This is a genomic window from Burkholderia plantarii, from assembly GCF_001411805.1.
Lineage (GTDB): Bacteria > Pseudomonadota > Gammaproteobacteria > Burkholderiales > Burkholderiaceae > Burkholderia > Burkholderia plantarii.
In genome coordinates, this window is record NZ_CP007213.1 from 3,109,502 (window position 1) to 3,127,903 (window position 18,402).

Sequence of the window (18,402 nt, forward strand, 5' to 3'; positions counted from 1 at the left end):
GAGAAGCTGAAGCCGTTGCGGCCGAGCCGCCAGCCACCGGTGCCGGACACCATCCCGCGCACCAAAAGAAATCGGCGGACATCCACGTCCGGTCGAAGACCGTTCGGATGTCCGCGTCAATGAGTCCGGGTTTGCGACAGCGTCACGACGCCCGGATTCGCGCCCTGCGTGCCATTGACATATGTGCGTCGGGAGCGAACCGATGACGATGAACCGTCACGGCATGCTTGCCACTATAGGGAAACTCGCCGCGCCGATCTGTCAACGATTGTCAGATGTGTGGCGCGAGCGTGTCGCGCGCGCCGCGCCGCGCGTGCGGACGGCGTCGCCGAATTTCGCCGAATCGCGCTACAGTGATGCCTCCCGTTCCCACGCCCGCCCCGCCCTCGCCGCCGTGACCGCACTCCCTTCGCTCTCGCTCAACGCCGCCCGTTCGCTGCACCTGTCCGCCCAGGGCCTGCTCACCGCGCCGCGCCGCAAGGCCGTCAAGGCCGACGTGCTCGACGCGATCCGCCGCATGGCGCAATTGCAGATCGACACGATCCACGTGGTCGCGCGCAGCCCCTATCTCGTGCTGTTCAGCCGGCTCGGCCCCTACGAGCCGCAGTGGCTCGACGAGCATCTGGCCGAGGCGAGCCTGTTCGAATACTGGTCGCACGAAGCCTGCTTCCTGCCGATCGAGGCGTTCGGGCTGATGCGCCACCGCATGCTCAACCCGCAGGGCATGGGCTGGAAATACGCGGCGGGCTGGCACGACGAGCATCGCGACGCGATCGACGCGCTGCTCGAACGCGTGCGCGCGACGGGGCCGGTGCGCTCGGCCGATTTCGCGCGCGAGGCCGGCGAGAAGGGCAGCGGCTGGTGGGACTGGAAACCGGAGAAGCGGCACCTGGAGGTGCTGTTCTCGACCGGGCAGCTGATGGTGGCCGCGCGCCGCAATTTCCAGCGCATCTACGACGTATGGGAACGCGTGCTGCCGCACTGGGACGACGCGCGCGACCTGCCCGCGCCCGACGGCGTGCTGCCGCAACTGCTGCGCAACACCTGCCGCGCGCTCGGCATCGCGCGCGCGGACTGGGTGGCCGATTACTACCGGCTGCCCAAGCGAGCCTATCGCAACGAGCTGCATGCGCTGGCCGACGCGGGCGAACTGCTGCCGGTGGCCGTGGAGGGCTGGAAGGAGGACGCGTTCGTGCATCGCGATCTCGCGCCGCTGCTCGCGCGCGCGGCCGACGACACGCTGCGCTCGTCGGTGACCACGCTGCTCTCGCCGTTCGATCCGGTGGTCTGGGACCGGCGGCGCGCCTCGCAGCTGTTCGACTTCGACTACACGATCGAGTGCTACACGCCCGCGCACAAGCGCCGCTACGGCTACTTCTGCCTGCCGGTGCTGCATCGCGGCAAGCTGGTCGGGCGCGTGGACGCCAAGGCGCATCGCGCACAGGGCGTGTTCGAGCTGAAGGCCGTGCATGTCGAGCCGGGCGTGAAGCTCGGCAGCGGGCTCACGGCCGACGTCGCGCGCGCGATCCGCCGGCTGGCGGACTGGCACGCGACGCCCGAGGTAGCGGTGGGCGACGCGCCGCGCGAACTGAAGGCCGCGCTCGCCGGATGTTGAGCGCGGCGGCCGGGACCGGCGGCCGACAACTAGTCGCGCAGCTTGAGGAAGCGCGGGCGGCCGTCGGCCAGCGTGTCGTGAAAAATGGATTCGGGGCGCACCCACAGGCCGCGCTCGTGCGGCCAGAGATGTTCGTAGACGACGTGCGGCTCCTCCGTCTCCGAATGGCGCGCGGTGCCGATCACGCGGTAGAGGCCGCCCTTGTAGTGGCGGTGGGTGGCGATCTGTTCGGCTTCCTGCTCGGTCATGCTGGTCGATGCTCCATCGAAATGCGAGGACCGCATTGTAGAGGCAGACGCGCCGTGCGCGACGCTCAGCGCGGCTCGATCGGCGGCGGGTCGGTCCGAACCTCCGCCCGTGCGTCGGCCCGATAAACGTCGGGGCGATGCAGTTCCATCCAGCGCTCCGGATGCGCGGGCGCCGCGAACCCGGCCGGCGCGTAGAGTCCGTGCGCGTCGCTCGTGACGAGCGCGACGCGGCGCAGCTTCGTCACGCGCGGATCGGCGAATATCGTGTCGATCAGCACGCGCGCATAACCGTGGCCGCGATGCGCCGGCAGCACGAACACGTCGCAGAGATAGCCGAAGGTCGCGAGATCGGTGACGAGTCGCGCGAAGCCGACGAACGTGTCGCCGACGAACGCGCCGAAGCAGAGCGAGCCGTCGATCGACTGCCGCACCACCTCGCGCGGGATGCCGAGCGCCCAGGGCGCGTGGTCGCGCAGGAACGCGTGGATCGTGTCGACGTCGAGTTCGCGCCGGTCGGTCGAAATGCGCAGCGCGGGCGATGAAGAAGCGCTCATCGGGAAGACTCCTTGGAGATCACGGCGCGCGGCGGCGGAAAACGGCGAGATCGCGAGATCCCGCGGCTGGCCGGCGATCGTCGCGGCATGTAAATGGCGGCCGGCGACGACACCGGCCGCCGCGAGGCACGACCATCATGACGGGTACCGGCCGGGCAACGCGGCAGCCGCCACGCCCCGGCCGCGCCGCTCAGCGCGTGGCGGCGATCACGTCGGCCACGGCCGCCGTCAGCTTCTTCGCATACGGCACATGCAGGAATTCGTTCGGCCCGTGCGCGTTCGATTTCGGCCCCAGCACGCCGCACACCATGAACTGCGCGGACGGGAAGCCCTCCTGCAGCACGTTCATCAGCGGGATCGTGCCGCCCAGGCCCATGTAGGCGCAGTCGGCGCCGAAGTGGCGGCGCGACGCCTCGTCGAGCGACGCGGCCAGCCACGGCGCGAGTTCGGGCGCGTTCCAGCCGGTGGCCGCGCCCGCGTCGGGCTTGAACGTGACCTTCGCGTTGTAGGGCGGATCGAGTTCGAGCAGGCGCTTCAACTCCTGCACCGCCGGCGCCGCGTCGACGAGCGGCGGCAGCCGCAGCGACAGCTTGAACGCCGTCCTCGGCCGCAGCACGTTGCCGGCGTTGTCGAGCGGCGGCAGGCCGCCCGCGCCGGTCACGGCCAGCGAGGGCCGCCAGGTCGAATTGAGCAGCGCCTCGCGCGGATCGGTGGTGGTGGGCAGCACCGGGCGGCCGTCCTGGCCGCAGGCCCAGGGCAGCCCCTTCCAGACCAGGTCGCCGAGGATCGCCGCGGCCGCGTCGGTCTCGCGCACGCGGCCGGCCGGCACCTCGCAATGGAAGACTCGCGGCAGCAGGCTGCCGCTCGCGGCGTCCTCGAGCCGCTCGAACAGCTGCCGCATGATCCGGAAGCTCGACGGCGCGATGCCGCCGAACACGCCCGAGTGCAGCCCTTCGTCGAGCACTTCCACCTGCAGTTCGCCGGAGACGAGGCCGCGCAGCGAGGTGGTCAGCCACAGCTGGTCGTAATTGCCGGCGCCCGAATCGAGGCAGACCACCAGACCGACCTTGCCGAGCCGGTCGCGCAGCGCATCGACGTAGGGCAGCAGGTCGAAGCTGCCCGATTCCTCGCAGGTCTCGATCAGGCCCACGCAGCGCGGGCGCTCGATGCCCTGCGCGTCGAGCGCGGCCAGCGCCGTCAGGCTCGCGTAGATCGCGTAGCCGTCGTCGGCGCCGCCGCGGCCGTAGAGCTTGCCGCTTTCGTACTTCGGCGTCCACGGGCCCAGATCGGCGCGCCAGCCGTCGAACTCGGGCTGCTTGTCGAGATGGCCGTAGAGCAGGATCGTTTCGGTGGTACCCGAGCGGGTGGCCGGCGCGTCGAAGAAGATCACCGGCGTGCGGCCGGGCAGCCGGACGATCTCGAGCGTGAGGCCGCGCACCGGCTGGCGCTCGGCCCACTGCGCGGCGTCCACCACCACGCGTTCGAGCAGCCCGCGCTGCTGCCAGTCGGGGTCGAACGCGGGGCTCTTGGCCGGGATCGCGATGTAGGCGGTCAGCTCGTGAACGATCTCGTCGTTCCATTTGCGCTCGATGAAATCGGCCAGACGGCCGTGATCGATCGTGGTGTCGGCGGGGCTTGTCATGATCGTGTCGGAATCGGTGGGGGCGAAGCAACGATGATAGCGCCGATGCGGGGGCTGGCGGCCGGGAAGGAACATCGCGGCGGGTCCGGCGATGACGGGGCGCAGCGCCGGCGCGAATCGGGCGTGGCCGGCGAAGCGGGTGCGAGGCGACAGCGGCAAGGCGAACGGAACCCGGTGAGCGAAGCGGTGCCGCGCGAGCTTCGAGATGACGGGCCGTATCGATCAGCGCGCGTCGAACCCGCGCCGGTACGCGGCCGGGCTCGTCGCCGCGACGCGCCGGAAATGGCGCCGCAGCGATTCCTCGGAGCCGAAGCCCGCGAGCGCAGCCACCTGCGCGAGCGGCAGCGCGGGATTCATCTCCAGCATCTCCTTGGCGACCCCGACGCGCTCGCGGATCAGCCACGCATAGGGGGCGAGCCCGGTCGCGTCGCGAAACTGCCGCTGCAGCGTGCGCGGGCTCATCGCGGCGCGCCGCGCGAGCGCGGCCAGCGTATGCGGCTCGGCCGCGTGCTCGCGCATCCAGTCGATCAGCTTCGCGAGCCGGTCCTGGCCGTCCGGCGCCACCGGCCGCGGCACGAACTGCGCCTGCCCGCCGTCGCGGTGCGGCGGCAGCACCAGCCGCTGCGCGACGCGGTTGGCGATCGCGCTGCCGTGGTCGCGGCGCACCACGTGCATCAGCATGTCGAGCCCCGCGGCCGAGCCGGCCGACGTGATCACGCGCCCCCCGTCCACGTACAGCGCGTCCGGATTCACGCGCAGCGCCGGATAACGCGCGCGCAGTTTCTCCACGTAGCGCCAGTGGGTGGTCACGGTCAGGCCGTCGAGCACGCCCGCCGCCGCCAGCACGAACACGCCCGAGCAGATCGAACAGAGCCGCGCGCCACGCCGGTGCGCCGCGCGCAGCTTGCGCAGCAGCGGCTCGGGCGGCACCTCGTCGGGATCGCGCCAGCCGGGAATCACGATGGTGTCGGCGCGGTCGAGCAGCGCGAGCCGGTGCGGCGCGGCCACGGTGATGCCGCCCGCCGCGCGGATCGGCCCGGTCTCGGCCGCGCAGACCGCGAAGCGGTACCAGGCGACCTCGAGTTCGGGACGCGGCAGCGCGAACAGCTCGACCACGCAACCGAATTCGAAGGTGCAGAGACGGTCGTAGGCGAGCGCGACGACGAGATGATCAGGCATGGCGCGATGTTACCGGAAGTTGTCGATCGCGCCAGTGTCGCCGCGATCGTGCGACCCCGATACTGGCACGCAGTCACCCGGCCTTTCGCCACCACCAGGAGCCCCAAACATGTCGTTCGTCACCGAGATTCCCGCCGCCGACAGCGCGGCCGCCGCCGAGCATTTCGCCGCCACGCTGCGGTTCGAGACCGATTGCTGGGACGTCCGCCATGCGCTCGCCTCCGGCGCGCCCGATTTCGTCCTGCTCGACGTGCGCAGCCCCGATCTGTTCGCCGCCGGCCATATCGAGGGCGCGATCAATCTTCCGCACCGCAAGATCGTCGCGAGCCGCCTATCGAATTTTCCAATCGGGACGATATTCGTCGTCTATTGCGCGGGGCCGCACTGCAACGGCGCGGCCCGCGCGGCACTGCGCCTGGCGCGGGCCGAAAGGCCCGTGAAGCTTATGGCAGGCGGGGTTACGGGGTGGCTCGACGAGCGCTTCGAATTGGTGACCGAACGGTAGACCGACCATGATCATCTACGGAAACGCAACAATTAGTTGCCGGCACAACATCCGAAAAAGCGCGACAATCTGTCCCACTTCAGTCGACTTCGTCGCACTGCAACACGGAAGGAGAAGCACCCATGCAGATGAAAATCCTGATCCAGATCGTCGGGGCCGTAATCGCAATCGCGGTCTACTTTCTGCCGGCCATCGTCGCCGACCGCCGCGGTCGACACGACAAGCTGACGCTCGCGCTGTTCAACGCCCTGTTCGGCTGGACCGTGGTGGGCTGGGCGATGACGCTCTATTGGGCGCGCCAGCCGAACCCGGCCAAGAACCTCGCCGGGGCGATCGTGCAGACGCGCCGCTCGATCAGCATGAGCACGTTCTCGACGGGCCTCGTCGACCGCGTGCAACGCCGCGTCGCCCTCCAGCAAGCCTGGATCGAAAAGCAGGACCGCTGAGCCCGCCGTCCCCGGATTTCCCCGTGGCACCGACCGCGTAGCGCCCGCCCCGCGTCACCCACCGAAGCCCGAACCGCCCGCCTCGCCCGCCCCCGGCGCCGGAGTCCGCCGCCCGCGCCTAGCGATGGCATGGCCGCGCCAGCCGTCCCGCCGGCGGTCAGGCGCGGGGCAAGCGGCCGTCGCGCCGCGCACCTGCGCGAGTTCACGGCGGCTGGAACCGCGAGCAGGGAAATGCGGTCGGGGAACAGGGCCGCGCGCGAGGCCATCCCCAATGAAAACGCGCCCTGAACGGGCGCGTTTTCGATTCGTTTCGACATGGCGGTCGGTCCGCCGGCGCCCGCTCGGGCGGGCAGGCGCATCGATGCCGCGGCTTACCGCACGGCGTGGCCGGATGTGTCGTACACGTGCTTGCCCACGCGCGACGCCCGCACCGGCCGTGGCGCGCTCAGAGCGCCATCCCGTCCGGGGTGCCGAACCGGCGCAGGCTCGCGCGGCCGGCCGTGATGGTGGTCGGCTCGCGCACGACGGCGTCCACCGCGAAGCGCTGCTGGCAGAATTCGCCGCTGGCGTCGAACCACTGGCAGGTGAGGTATGGCTGCTCGCCGGCGATGCCGACGTAGGTGACCGTCATCCGGGCTCCGCCGGTCTTGAGCGTCACGACGTCGCCAATGCGCGGCGACGCGGCACGGATATCGTGAAGTGTTGTCATGGCCCTAATCTCTCTCGTAACCCGATTATCGGGCGAGCGCTCGATTTGTCGGTTTCGAGCAGACTAGCAACGAAATTATTCGAGGACAAGCGGTCTTTTCTGCTTCACTTAGACGAACTGACGGAAACCCGGTCACCAACCTGTCTTCCTTGCCAGCAAAGCGTTTGATGGACGCCATCGTTGCCGCTTCGACCTGTCCGGATTGCCGGGTTTTGATCCGGCTTTTTCGTAATACCGAATCGCCGAATTGGATTATTCCGTTGAAATCGTTCCGCTCGAAAATGTCAAAGTTTGAAAAACGCGACGCTGAAAATATCGCCGGGGTTTTCTCGCCATGACATTTGGCTGCCACGAATGGAACGGTTTCCGACGACGGGTCGCGGACTCGGGGGGCGGCCCGTCTCAGCCCGTATAGGCGCCGCGCGCATGCAGTTCCGATTCCGCGCGTTCGAGCGCGGCCACGGCCTCGCCGCCCTCCAGCGCCAGCAACTGGGCGACCAGCGCCTCGGCCAGCGCGTGCGCGGCCACCAGCGACGGGAAGAACGACGGGCTGTCGTGCCCGAAGATCAGCGTCGCGTCGGCGGCCAGCGCGACCGGCGACGCGGCGCTGTCGGTGATCGCCACGATCCGGCTGCCGCGCTCGCGCGCGATGTTCGCCACGCGCGTGGCCTCGGTCGAGTACGGCGCGAAGCTGACGATCACGGTCACGCCGGTCTTGCCGATCGCGCGCAGGTCCATCTCGAGCGAACCGGCTACGCCCGCGAGCAGCGACACGCTGGGCCGGAACAGCCGGTACGCGTAGACGAAGCCGAACGCGACCGGATAGCAGGAGCGAAAGCCCGCCACGTGGACGTGCCGCGCCTTGCGGATCAGCCGCGCCGCCTCGGCGATCGCGCGCTCGTTGCGCGTGGCCGTGTCGGCCAGGTTCTGCTGCTGCGCGGCGAGCAGGTCATGCGACAGCGAGGCCTTCGCGCCCGGCTTCACGAGCGAGCGCGCGCGCTGCGTCATCGGCGCGTGGCGCGTGCGCACGCGCGCCACGAACAGGTCGCGCAACTCGTTCCAGCCGGGGAAACCGAACTGCTGCGCGAGCCGCACCAGCGAGGCCGGCTGCACCTGCGCGCGCTGCGCGAGCTTGCGCATCGACGACACCGCGACCTCGTCGGGATGATCGAGCAGGAACGCGGCGCCCACCTGGAATTGCGGACTCAGTTCGGAAAATTGCGTCCGGATCAGGAGCGCGAGTTCGTCGAAATTGGCGGGCATCGTCACGAGGGGCAGGAGCGGGCGCCCATGGTATCACCGGGTCGCGCGCCGCCCGCCCGGGGGCCGCTGAACCCGCGAACGGCGCGGCGGACCGCGGGAAAACGCGCCGCGCGGGCATCGGCGAAGCCTGGCGGCGCGGCGTGACGCGCGGCGTTTCTGCTACATTGCGTCGAGCCCGGCCGGCCGTGGCGGCGCCGCCAGTTATCCCCGCTTTTTGTTGGCAAGCTTGTGGATATCCTGCGCACCGGCGCGCCAAGCCCCTGATGCAAAACGGTTTCCCGGCCGATGTCAGCAAGCAGGCAATGCGCCGGCCCGGATCCGGCCAGACTTTCGATGACCGACGAGATTCGCAGGATCGCCACGCCGTCAGGCCAGCTGTTCGCGCAGCGCTGGCCGGCCGCTCAGGCCACGCGGGGCGCCCCGCCCGCCCAACCCGCCGGCGAGGCCCGCCGCCTCCACACCGGGCCGGACCTCAACGACGCCGCCGCGCCGATCGTGCTGCTTCACGACTCGCTCGGCTGCGTCGCGCTCTGGCGCGACTTCCCCGCCGCGCTCGCGCGCGCCACCGGCCGCGACGTGATCGCCTACGACCGCGCCGGCTTCGGCCGCTCGGCGCCGGCCCGCGGCCCGCTCGCCGCGAGCTTCATCGAGGACGAGGCGCGCCTCGCGCTGCCGGCGCTGCGGCAGGCGTTCGGCTTTTCGCGTTTCGTCGCGCTCGGCCACAGCGTGGGCGGCGGGATGGCCGCCGGCTTCGCGGCCGCCGAACCGGCGTGCTGCGAGGCGCTGGTGACGATCGCGGCGCAGGCGTTCGTCGAGGACCGCACGCTCGACGGCATCCGCGCGGCGCGCGAGGCGTTCGCGCTGCCCGGGCAGTTCGAGCGGCTGCGGCGGCATCACGGCGAACGCGCGCGCTGGGTACTCGACGCCTGGATCGACACCTGGCTCGATCCGGCCTTCGGCGGCTGGACGCTCGACGCAACGCTCGCGCGCATCCGCTGCCCGGTGCTCGCGCTGCACGGTGAACACGACGAATACGGCTCGCCGCGCCACCCGGCCCGCATCGCCGAACGCGTGCCGGGGCCGGTGCGCGTCGTGCTGTTGCCCGGCTGCGCGCACGTTCCGCACCGCGAGGCGATGCCGGCCGTGCTCGAGGCGGTGGCGGCGTTTCTCGGCGAGGTCGGTCGCTGAGCGGCCTGGGCGTATCGGCGTATCGGCGTATCGGCGTATCGGCGTATCGGCGTATCGGCGTATCGGCGTGGCGGCGTATCGGCGTGGCGGCGTGGCGGGCGGGCCGCTCTCCGGCAGGCAACGCTGCAGCCGCCCCATCCGCACCCCGGTGCCCGGGACATCGCCCGCTCGCCCGGCAACCCGCCGCGCCACGAGCCCGCAAGATTCGCACGCGCTCGGACCGGCCGCACCAAGCGCCGGCCGCAGGCCATCGTCAACCGCGTCGCCCCGCCTCCGCCACCGACTACTTCCCCTGCACCGCCGGATCGGCCACGCACACCGCGTGCGTGGCCGTCCAACGCGTCGCGGGCTCGTGCTTCGCGACCGGCAGCTGGTACGACACCGTGCAGCCCTCCGAAGCCGCCGTCCCCCACTTCACCCGCAGCGTGCCCGCATTCGTCTTCACGCCGCGCAACACGACGCTGCCCATCTGCGCGACGGTGCCCGCGTGCTGCCCTTTCGCGTCGAACACTTCGGCGCCGAACGGCACCGGCTTGCCGTCGCGGGTCCGGATCCGCATGATCACGGACCGCCCGCCGCCCTCCGTCTTGAAGCGCAGCCGCACCACCGCACCCGCCGTCGGCACCGCGTGCTGCGTAGTCGATTTCAGTTCGACGCTCATCGGCAGGCCCTTCGGGTCGATCTCGACCTCGTTGGTCTCGAACGGCATCAGGCTCGACACGATCGCGTGCCCGAACGGATCGATGCGCAGGCCGCTGCCGGACGTCACGCGCGCGCCGCTCGCGCCCTTCGCCTCGACGATCGCCACCGTCTCGCTCATGCTCGGCGTGAACGCGACGCCGCCCGCGTAGGCCACCACGCCGCCCGACATGCCGCCGCCGTATTGCGTGAAACCCGTGCCTTTCGACGCGTTCACCGTCAGCGTCGCGTAGCGCGACAGATACGACACGTTGCCGCCCACGTTGACGGCCGCGCCCCCGCCGCCGCCGCTCGCGCGGCCGAGGTTGACGCCGTAGTTCAGTTGGTTGGCCACGCCGAGCGTGCCCGCCAGCGACTGCTGCAACGTGGTCTCGCCGCTCGAATCGCGCTGCAGGTTGGTCGACGCGTAGACCGGACGGCTGCCGCCGCCAAGCGGCATCGAGACGTTCAGCATCACCCGGTTGTCCCAGCGGCGGCGCGTGGCATCGAACTGGCGCGCCACGGCCACGCCGAAGTTGATGCGCCGGAAGTTGTTGTTGTAGCCGGCCTGGAACTGCGTGTCGGTGCCGTGCCGGTTCCAGTAGCTGACCGTCGAACCCGACGCGTAGAACGATCCCCATCCCGACGGCAGCGCCTGGTTCACCGTGACCTGCAGTTGCCCGCGCAGGATGCCGCCGCGCCACGGCCCGTCGGTCCGGTCGGTCGACGGATCGCGCAGCTGCATCGCGTCGCGCAGGCTCAGGTAGCCGCTGCTCGAATAGCGGTAGGCGGCCACCGTGATGTTGGTGGAGGTCGGGGCGATCAGCTTGCTGTACGAGAACTTCACGCTCTGGCCATGGCGCGTGCTGCCGCCCGGCAGGCTCGTGTTGGCGCGCGTGACGTCGAGGCTGAACGCGCCGAAGCGCGTGTTGAGCGCCACCCCGATCAGGCCGGCGACATAGCCCGGCGTGGCCGTCACGCCGCCGTAGGCCGTCAGCAGGTTCGTGAAGCCATGCCGGATGGTGGCCTGGAACAGCGCGGGCCGGCTCGACAGCGCCGCATCGCGGTATTGGCCGGCCGTCACGCTGAAATGCGTGATGCCGGGCCGCAACGCATCCACGGTCGAGGCATACGGCACCTTGAACGTGTGGATGCCGCCGTCGGCCTCGGTCACCACGACCTCGAGATCGCCGCCGTATCCGGTTGGATAGAGGTCGTCGATCACGAACGGGCCGGCCGCGACGTTGGTGCTGTAGATGATGTTGCCGTTCTGCCGCACCTGCACCAGCGCGTTGCTGTTGGCGATGCCATGCACGGTCGGCGCATAGCCGCGCTGCGACTCCGGATACATGCGCTCGTCGCTCACGAGCCGCACGCCGCGGAACCCGACGCTGTCGAACATCGCGCCGTCGGTGTATGCCTCGCCGATCACGAGCTGGCTCTTGAGCCGCGCGATCGAGCGCTGCACGTTCGTCTGGATCGACTGGTAGTGCGTGCCGACCCGCGAGCTGTAGGTCAGATTGCCGTTGTGCCGGAAGCGCCACGGCCCGACATTGAATCCGGCGGTCATCCCGAGGTAGGCCTGCGTCGACGCCTCCCCCTGGCCGTCCGAACGGTAGACGTTCGCGTTGTATTGCAGCAGCGCGGCCGGCACGCCGTCGTCCCAGTAGCGCGGATCGACGTAGCCGCGCGCGTCGCGGCTCTGGAACGCCTGCGGCACGCTGACGTCGAGCCGCTGCGCACCGTTGTCGAACACGGCGCTGGCGTCGGGTACCAGTTCGTCGAGCGTGACGCAGGCGCCGGTCCCGGCGGTGGCCAGTTTCGCGCTGGCCTGCGGCGACAGCCGGGCGAGCGCCACCCCCACCCGCTGCAGCAATTCGCGGTCGAAGCAGGCCCGCACGTCGTCGGGCCGGCCGCCGACCTGCTTCAGCGTGACGTCGGTACGGCCGAGCCAGTTCTGGTTGACGTAGAGATCCGCGAGGTAGGTGCCCGGCATCGCCGGATTGCCCTTGTCGAAGCGGCTCACGTCGATGCGCGGCGCCCCGGGGCGCCGCAGGAACGTGTCGTTGAAGCGGACTTCCGCGACCTGCGACGGGTTCGACTGCGCCGCCGCCGCGGCGGACACGAACAGCGACAGCGCGAGCAGATGACACGGACGCGCACGGCAGCGTACCGGCAAGGGCAATCTGTAGGAACGCTGCATGACGATAGCCGATCGATTGCTTGCAGGCACGCTCGCATCCGGCCGAACGTCGTGCCTGCAACGAAAAATGAGCGAACCCGGACCCGGCGGCGAAGCCGGCCGCTAGTCGTCGCGACCGCTCCCGCGGGACGCCTGGCCCGCCCGGATCGGCGCGCTCCTCTCGGCCACGCCGCCGAAATCGTTCAACGTGTCGTAGCGCACCGTCAGGTCCGGCGCACCGGGCGCGACGTCGAGCGCATCGCCATGCAGCGCGAACCGATGGGTGCCGTGCGGATCGATCATCGCGCCGTCGTCGAACGTCGCGGTCTTGTCGCCCTCGATGACGCTCAGCTTCGTCAGCGAGACATGGAACGCCGTGGGGTTGTGCGCCTCGGCGACGAGCGCGCCGCCCACGCGCGCGAGCCGCCACGTCAGCCGCGACGGCGCGCCGTTGGCCGTCCCCGGCAGATGCTCGGGGCGATAAAACAGCTTGATGCGCGAACGGAACGCCAGCTGGAGCCGATGCGATTCGGCGTCACGGGTGGCCGGTTTCGGCGGTACCTCGAGCACGTTGAGCCAGAACACCGACTCGCGATCGCCGGGCAGCGCCTCGCCCGTATAGATGATGCGCAGCGTCTGCGACTTCGACGGATCGATGCGCGCGATCGGCGGCGTCACCGTGAACGGCACGCTGATGTCGGACGGCGCGCTGTAGAGTTGGCCGGTATCGATCCACGATTGCACCAGCGCGGGCGACTGCCCCACGTTTGACAGCCTGAGCGTGACTTCAGGCTCCGGCGCGTCGTAAATCACGCGGGTCGCGCCGATCACCACGGAGGCCGACACCGGCGCCGCGGACTGCATCAGCCAGGCGGCGCATCCCGCGAGCCACGCGAGCCGGACGGTCTTCCTCCATACCATGGTCAGCTCCAGATGGTTGCAGACGAAACGGCCGGGTGGCGCGCCAGCCGCTGCGAGCGGGCGGGCGCCATCCGGCCCGAACCGAAGGACACCGGATTACTGGTAAGCGATCGAATACATCACGCTCGAATTCGCCGAGCCGCCGCTCGCCGTGCCGGTGGCCACGTACTCCGCGAAATACGACAGGGTGGCCGCGCCGCTCTTGTCAATCGGGACGGACTTCGAATTCTGCGAAGCGTCGGGCGCACCGAGCTGGATCTTGGTCTGGTCGCCATTGAGCAGCGAGATCTGGACGTTGTCGGCGACGTCGGTGGCATCGGGCTGATCGCCTTTGACCAGGACGAGATTGCCCGTCGAAGGATCGATGGTCGGCCCCGCTTCGAAGAACGTGTGGACGTTGCCCGTTGCCGGCGTACAGTTCGTCAGCGCGATGCTGAAGCCGGTGCGCCCCGCCGTTGCGCCGGCCGCGGCGAGCTGGCTGGCCGACACGTTCGGCAGTGCCACCGTGAAATCCTTCGAGCTGCTGCCGCCGCCGTTGATCGTGCAGGTCTGCGCGTTGACCTTACCGGTGAACATGATCGTGCCGTCCGCCGCGAACGCGGGGCCGACAACCCCCACGGATGACACGGCAACCAGGGACGTGACGATTTTTGCGATTTTTCCCATTTTCAATCTCATGAAAATAAACTTCCACCACTCGACAATCGGCCGCGAGACATAGAAGACTTCACGACCATCCGGCTCAACCGCGACATCCGTTCAATGAAGATTCACCATTAAAAAGCCCTCCAATCAACACGCCGGACAATGCGTGAAAATGAAAAAAATTCTCGATCAGAATTAGCGCGACAACGCGTTGGCCACTCAACGACCGACGACGGCATCGTCCTGGATAAAGCGGCATTCGCCGGCTTGCCTGCCGCCGCCAGCATCGACATCGCCTGCAAGAAGGCAAGTAGAAAATTGAAAACCATGATCATGCGGGTGGCATGTGAATGCAAAACGACGCATCGCCCAAACGACAGTCACGCCATGCAATGGAATCGCGACGCGCGCAAGGCGGCTTCCGCCGCGGCAACATCACGCCAGCGCCTCGTCATTTGAAATTAAAAGATTGACATTTAGCCGAATTGCAACGTTGATGCAAGTCATGCCGCATGACATTTTTCTAACTTTTTTTATTTAAATTTCTTTACTGAAAGACCAGTAACACAAATCCACTTTCATACACATTGGATCATTGAATTATTTCGAAAATATCGAGAAATTTCGAGATGCCAAGCCGGCCGCCATCACGGCTGCCCGGCAAACACCTCCACCAGATAGTCGATCAACACCTTGACGCGCGCCGGCACGCGACGCCCGGCCGGATAGGCCAGATGCACGTCGAGCGGCTCGGGCTGCCATGCCGGCAGCAGCACCGTCACCGCGCCCGCGTCGATCTCGTCGGCCAGCAGCCATCTCGGCACCTGCGAGATGCCGAGGCCGCACAGCACGGCGGCGCGCACCTGCTCGGCGTCGCCGGTCGTGAACGCGCCCTGAGGCAGATACGACAGTGGCTGCCCGTCCACGCGGAACGACCACGCATAACGCTCGCGCCCGTGCGCGAACACGATGCAGCGTTGCGCGTCGAGGTCGGCGACGACGCGCGGCAGGGGCCGCGCGGCGAGATAGTCCGGGCTCGCCGCCAGCACCATCGGCGATTCGTAGAGCTTGCGCGCCGTGATCGACGAATCGGCCATCCGGCCATGGCGCACGGCCAGGTCGATGCCGTCGCCGATCAGGTCGACATGGCGCTCCGACACCGACATCTGGATCTCCACGTCCGGATAGCGCCGGAAGAATTCGGGCAGCAGCGGCGTGATGCAGAGCCGGCCATGGCCGGGCGCGGTGTTGAGCCGGATCAGCCCGCGCGGCGCGCGCTGCCGCGTGCCGACCGAGGATTCGACCGCGTCGAAATCGTCGAGCAGCGTCTTCGCCGAATCGTGGAACGCGTGGCCGGCATCGGTCACGACCACGCGCCGCGAGGTGCGCGACAGCAACTGCACGCCCAGATAGCGCTCGAGCGCGTCGATCTGCTTGCTCACGGCCGGCTGCCCGATGCCCTCCGCGCGCGCGACGGCGGTGAAGCTGCCGCATTCGACGAGCCGCACGAACAGGCGCATCGCATCCAGTCGGTCCATGGTTCGCTCCCCATCAATTCCGAAATGGAATCGATGGTATGCATGGATCGGCATTTCGCGCAATCAATGCTCGTGATGAAGTCATGCCCGGGCCGACTGGCGGCCGAATCCACTGGAGTACACACCGATGAAAGCGATTTGCGTGACCCCGAGCCGGGAACTGGAAGTCCGAGAGATTCCCGCCCCCGCCGAACCGGCGCCGGGGCATGTCCTCGTCGACATGACGGCGGCGGCGATCAACCACGGCGACAAGACCTTCCTCCGGCAGCCGGGCGCGGCCGGCGCGGCGCTGGCCGCCACGCGCCACGACGTGTGGGGCGCCTCGGGCGCGGGCACGGTGGTGGCGGTGGGCGCCGGCGTGCCCGCGCGCCATGCGGGGCGGCAGGTGGCGGCATACCGCTCGCTCGGCCGCAGCGCCGACAGCATCGGCCTCTGGTGCGAGCGCGCGCAGATGCCGTACACGAACTGCCTGATCCTGCCCGACACGGTGCCGGCGCGCGACTACTGCGGCTCGCTCGTGAATGTCATCACGGCCCATGCGTTTCTCGAGGAAATCGTCGCGGCCGGCCATCGCGGCGTGATCGCCACGGCCGGCAACTCGGCGACCGGCCTGGCGCTGGCCGCGCTCGCGCGGCGCCGCGGGCTACCGGCGATCCTGCTGGTGCGCAGCGCGGCGGCGCGCGACGCGCTGCGGCTGCGCGGCGTCGAGCATGTCCTCGTCACGGGCGAGGCGGGTTTCGCCGACGCGCTCACCGATCTGTCGGCGCGGCTCGCGGCCACCGCCGTGTTCGACGGCGTGGGCGGCGCGCTGGTGGGCGCGATCGCGCCGAGCCTGCCGGCCAACACGACGTTCCATTTCTACGGCTTTCTCGGCGGCGCCGAGCCGGTGGCGATTCCGTCCGCGCTGTTCATGATGAAGAACTTCGTGATGCGGCGCTTCAGCAACTTCGAGAGCGCCACGGTGAAGGCGCCGGGACGGCTCGAAGCCGCGCTCGGCCTGCTCGAGGGCGTGATCGACGATCCGCTGTTCGCCACGCACCAGGGCGAGACGTTCCGCTTCGAGCAGATCGAGGCGGCGATGGCCTATGCGCCGGCGGACGCGAGCAAGGCAATTCTGGTGCCGTGACGGCGGTGGCGCGGGGGCCGTCACGTTCGTGCGAAGGATCGGGAGGGCGATGCGCCCGCCATCCCGTAGACGGCCGCCTCCGCCGCGCGCGACGTTATCCACAGAAAATGTTGGCAAGCTTGTGGATGACTTGCGCATGCCTTCCATAAGCCATTGATCAAACGCGTCTTTTTCTCGGCGAGCACGAATCGGTCACGGTTGTTGCGAGCGCGGCCCGATGCCGTGCTTGTCCACAGTTTTTGTTGGCAAGTTTGTGGATATCTTCAGCGTGACTTCGCCAACCGTTTGATTCGATTGACCTATTTTTTACGACACCGGTATTCGGCAGGCTCTCCGGGCGCCTGCCCACATGGCGGACATCGCACCCACGGCACCAAAAAGCCGTTTCGGATCAACGCCCGCATGGGCAGTTAGTTGTCTTTGCAACCATTGTCGGCAGGCGGTTTCGGCCACCGCCGCTGCACGCCGCGCCGGTGCAATGGCGCCTTCCACCCCGCGCGAAGCGCCGCCGCCGGGCCGCTCCGGCCCGCGAGCCAGGCGCCCATGTTGTCCACATTTTTTGTTGGCAAGCTTGTGGACATCCTGAGGCCATTCACCTCAAGCCATTGATCTTCCGAGGTTTCTTCGGGTGGGTCACGAAAGCGTCACCGCCGCCGGGCACGCCGTCGGCCGCCTGTTGTCCACAATTTCTGTTGGCAACTTTGTGGATTTCCTGCGCATCCGCGCCGCAAGGCATTGATCGGGCACGGTTTATTGCCGGGCACCACGGATGCGGCAGCCGGGCGGCGTTCAGCGTGCCGGCGGCGCGTCGCGCATGCATTGCGCCATCCCCTCGCGCACCTGCTCGGGCGTGAGATCGCGCAGGTGCGTGGCCACCGACCAGCGATGGCCGAACGGATCCTCGAGCTGGCCGTAGCGGTCGCCCCAGAACATCTCGGCGACGGGCATCGTCAGCGTCGCGCCGGCCGCGATGGCACGCGCCATCACCGCGTCGGCATCCTCCACGTACAAGTGCAGCATCACGGGCGAGCCGTTCGGCGTGCGCGGGCCGGCCACGCCGCAGCCGGCGATCTCGTCGGCCAGCATCAGCGTCGAATCGCCGATGCGGATCGACGCGTGCATCAGCTTGCCGTCGGGGCCGGGCAGCCGGCTCGTCTCGACCGCGCCGAACGCATCGCGGTAGAACGCGATCGCCGCGGCGGCGCCGTTGCAGATCAGGTGCGGGGTGAGGCTGTGCATGCCTTCGGGAATCGGTTTGACGGCGGCGGACATGATGTCGGCTCCTTGGCGCGAATGAATCGTCGGTGACGGAGGACGGGCAAAAGCACCGGCACGACACCCCGGCGGCGCGCTCGCCCGATACCACGACGCGCGGGCCCGTCCGAAATCGACACGGCCAGCGAAAAAACCTCGCGCGCCGGCGCGCGTCGACGCCACGAGGCGGGATGACCCGATGGAGGATGGCACCGCGGCCGGGTACCGGTATCGGCGGTCGGTCTTGACAATCGGTATCGGGTACCGATCTCGATGGCGCGGCAAAGGTAAAGTTATCCACAGTTTTTGTTGGCAAACCTGTGGATATCAGCGAGCCCGCATCGCCAAGCCATTGATCGGAAGAGGATTTTTTTCGACCCTGTCGGAACGCTCACGACTTCGTCACGAAATGGCCCGGATCGGGGGCCGCGCGGAGCCCGGCGCGACGGCGGCAGGGGCTTGCGTACACGCCTCGCCGGGCAGCCGCCGGCGGGCACCAAGCCACGACCTGCACGGCTTTTCGGCGGACCGCCGACGGCCGCGAGGCCGGCGTCGGCTGGCGGCCGGCACCCGGCCGAGCGTCGAAAAAAAGCGACCGGCGCGAAAATCGCACCGGTCGCCGGGTTGTCAACAGATGATGTGCGCAAGCGTGTGGATATCAGCCGGATCGCCAGCCCAAGCCGTTGATCCGACAGGTCTTTCCGTTCGC

At 68.9% G+C, this 18,402-nt stretch carries 18 protein-coding genes; 7 read left to right on the plus strand and 11 right to left on the minus strand.

Annotated elements, in window-relative coordinates:
- The first annotated feature begins 394 nt into the window (after positions 1 to 394).
- On the plus strand, positions 395 to 1,615 hold the full coding sequence (locus bpln_RS29910) for a winged helix-turn-helix domain-containing protein (protein WP_042629595.1): 1,221 nt from the start codon (positions 395 to 397) through the stop codon (positions 1,613 to 1,615).
- 29 nt (positions 1,616 to 1,644) lie between these two features.
- On the opposite strand, the gene bpln_RS29915 is transcribed toward bpln_RS29910, so the two are convergent.
- The 4 genes from bpln_RS29915 to ftrA form a co-directional block, all read right to left on the minus strand.
- Entirely contained in the window at positions 1,645 to 1,863 is a 219-nt protein-coding gene (locus tag bpln_RS29915; protein ID WP_042628736.1) for a DUF1653 domain-containing protein, read from the minus strand.
- Positions 1,864 to 1,928: 65 nt separating this feature from the next.
- The gene (locus bpln_RS29920; protein WP_055140845.1) at positions 1,929 to 2,417 is read right to left on the minus strand and encodes a GNAT family N-acetyltransferase; all 489 of its coding nucleotides are present in this window, start codon (positions 2,415 to 2,417) and stop codon (positions 1,929 to 1,931) included.
- A 190-nt stretch (positions 2,418 to 2,607) separates the two neighbouring features.
- On the minus strand, positions 2,608 to 4,059 hold the full coding sequence (locus tag bpln_RS29925) for a M20 family metallopeptidase (protein ID WP_042629596.1): 1,452 nt from the start codon (positions 4,057 to 4,059) through the stop codon (positions 2,608 to 2,610).
- Between the two features lie 222 nt (positions 4,060 to 4,281).
- Positions 4,282 to 5,238: a transcriptional regulator FtrA gene (ftrA, locus tag bpln_RS29930; protein ID WP_055140846.1), complete on the minus strand. Its 957-nt coding sequence runs from the start codon at positions 5,236 to 5,238 to the stop codon at positions 4,282 to 4,284.
- Positions 5,239 to 5,347: 109 nt separating this feature from the next.
- Here ftrA and bpln_RS29935 point away from each other — a divergent pair, with 109 nt between their 5' ends.
- Both bpln_RS29935 and bpln_RS29940 read left to right on the plus strand, forming a co-directional pair.
- Complete coding sequence (locus tag bpln_RS29935) at positions 5,348 to 5,743, plus strand: rhodanese-like domain-containing protein (RefSeq protein WP_055140847.1); 396 nt, start codon at positions 5,348 to 5,350, stop codon at positions 5,741 to 5,743.
- 122 nt (positions 5,744 to 5,865) lie between these two features.
- Positions 5,866 to 6,189 carry a superinfection immunity protein gene (locus bpln_RS29940; RefSeq protein WP_042628740.1) on the plus strand — a complete coding sequence of 108 codons (324 nt, stop codon included), beginning with the start codon at positions 5,866 to 5,868 and terminating at the stop codon, positions 6,187 to 6,189.
- A 445-nt stretch (positions 6,190 to 6,634) separates the two neighbouring features.
- On the opposite strand, the gene bpln_RS29945 is transcribed toward bpln_RS29940, so the two are convergent.
- Entirely contained in the window at positions 6,635 to 6,898 is a 264-nt protein-coding gene (locus bpln_RS29945; protein WP_042628741.1) for a YodC family protein, read from the minus strand.
- A 167-nt stretch (positions 6,899 to 7,065) separates the two neighbouring features.
- On the opposite strand from bpln_RS29945, the gene bpln_RS36890 reads away from it, so the two are divergent.
- Positions 7,066 to 7,236, plus strand: coding sequence for a hypothetical protein (locus tag bpln_RS36890; RefSeq protein WP_158336120.1), 171 nt, complete (start codon positions 7,066 to 7,068; stop codon positions 7,234 to 7,236).
- 64 nt (positions 7,237 to 7,300) lie between these two features.
- Here bpln_RS36890 and bpln_RS29950 read toward each other — a convergent pair whose 3' ends face one another.
- The gene (locus bpln_RS29950; protein ID WP_055140848.1) at positions 7,301 to 8,161 is read right to left on the minus strand and encodes a MurR/RpiR family transcriptional regulator; all 861 of its coding nucleotides are present in this window, start codon (positions 8,159 to 8,161) and stop codon (positions 7,301 to 7,303) included.
- Positions 8,162 to 8,494: 333 nt separating this feature from the next.
- Here bpln_RS29950 and bpln_RS29955 point away from each other — a divergent pair, with 333 nt between their 5' ends.
- Positions 8,495 to 9,349: an alpha/beta fold hydrolase gene (locus bpln_RS29955; protein ID WP_055140849.1), complete on the plus strand. Its 855-nt coding sequence runs from the start codon at positions 8,495 to 8,497 to the stop codon at positions 9,347 to 9,349.
- Between the two features lie 283 nt (positions 9,350 to 9,632).
- Here bpln_RS29955 and bpln_RS29960 read toward each other — a convergent pair whose 3' ends face one another.
- The 3 genes from bpln_RS29960 to bpln_RS29970 form a co-directional block, all read right to left on the minus strand.
- A complete protein-coding gene (locus bpln_RS29960) occupies positions 9,633 to 12,230 on the minus strand; it encodes a fimbria/pilus outer membrane usher protein (protein ID WP_055140850.1) in 2,598 nt (865 codons plus the stop codon).
- A gap of 102 nt (positions 12,231 to 12,332) precedes the next feature.
- Positions 12,333 to 13,130: a fimbria/pilus periplasmic chaperone gene (locus bpln_RS29965; RefSeq protein WP_052498501.1), complete on the minus strand. Its 798-nt coding sequence runs from the start codon at positions 13,128 to 13,130 to the stop codon at positions 12,333 to 12,335.
- A gap of 96 nt (positions 13,131 to 13,226) precedes the next feature.
- Positions 13,227 to 13,796, minus strand: a complete 570-nt coding sequence (locus tag bpln_RS29970) for a fimbrial protein (protein WP_123863829.1) — start codon at positions 13,794 to 13,796, stop codon at positions 13,227 to 13,229.
- Positions 13,797 to 13,937: 141 nt separating this feature from the next.
- Here bpln_RS29970 and bpln_RS36360 point away from each other — a divergent pair, with 141 nt between their 5' ends.
- Entirely contained in the window at positions 13,938 to 14,234 is a 297-nt protein-coding gene (locus tag bpln_RS36360) for a hypothetical protein (RefSeq protein WP_148654230.1), read from the plus strand.
- Positions 14,235 to 14,422: 188 nt separating this feature from the next.
- On the opposite strand, the gene bpln_RS29975 is transcribed toward bpln_RS36360, so the two are convergent.
- Positions 14,423 to 15,313, minus strand: coding sequence for a LysR family transcriptional regulator (locus bpln_RS29975; protein ID WP_055140851.1), 891 nt, complete (start codon positions 15,311 to 15,313; stop codon positions 14,423 to 14,425).
- Positions 15,314 to 15,440: 127 nt separating this feature from the next.
- On the opposite strand from bpln_RS29975, the gene bpln_RS29980 reads away from it, so the two are divergent.
- Positions 15,441 to 16,439, plus strand: a complete 999-nt coding sequence (locus bpln_RS29980; protein ID WP_055140852.1) for an alcohol dehydrogenase catalytic domain-containing protein — start codon at positions 15,441 to 15,443, stop codon at positions 16,437 to 16,439.
- A 789-nt stretch (positions 16,440 to 17,228) separates the two neighbouring features.
- On the opposite strand, the gene bpln_RS29985 is transcribed toward bpln_RS29980, so the two are convergent.
- Complete coding sequence (locus bpln_RS29985) at positions 17,229 to 17,711, minus strand: VOC family protein (RefSeq protein WP_055140853.1); 483 nt, start codon at positions 17,709 to 17,711, stop codon at positions 17,229 to 17,231.
- Positions 17,712 to 18,402 lie beyond the last annotated feature (691 nt).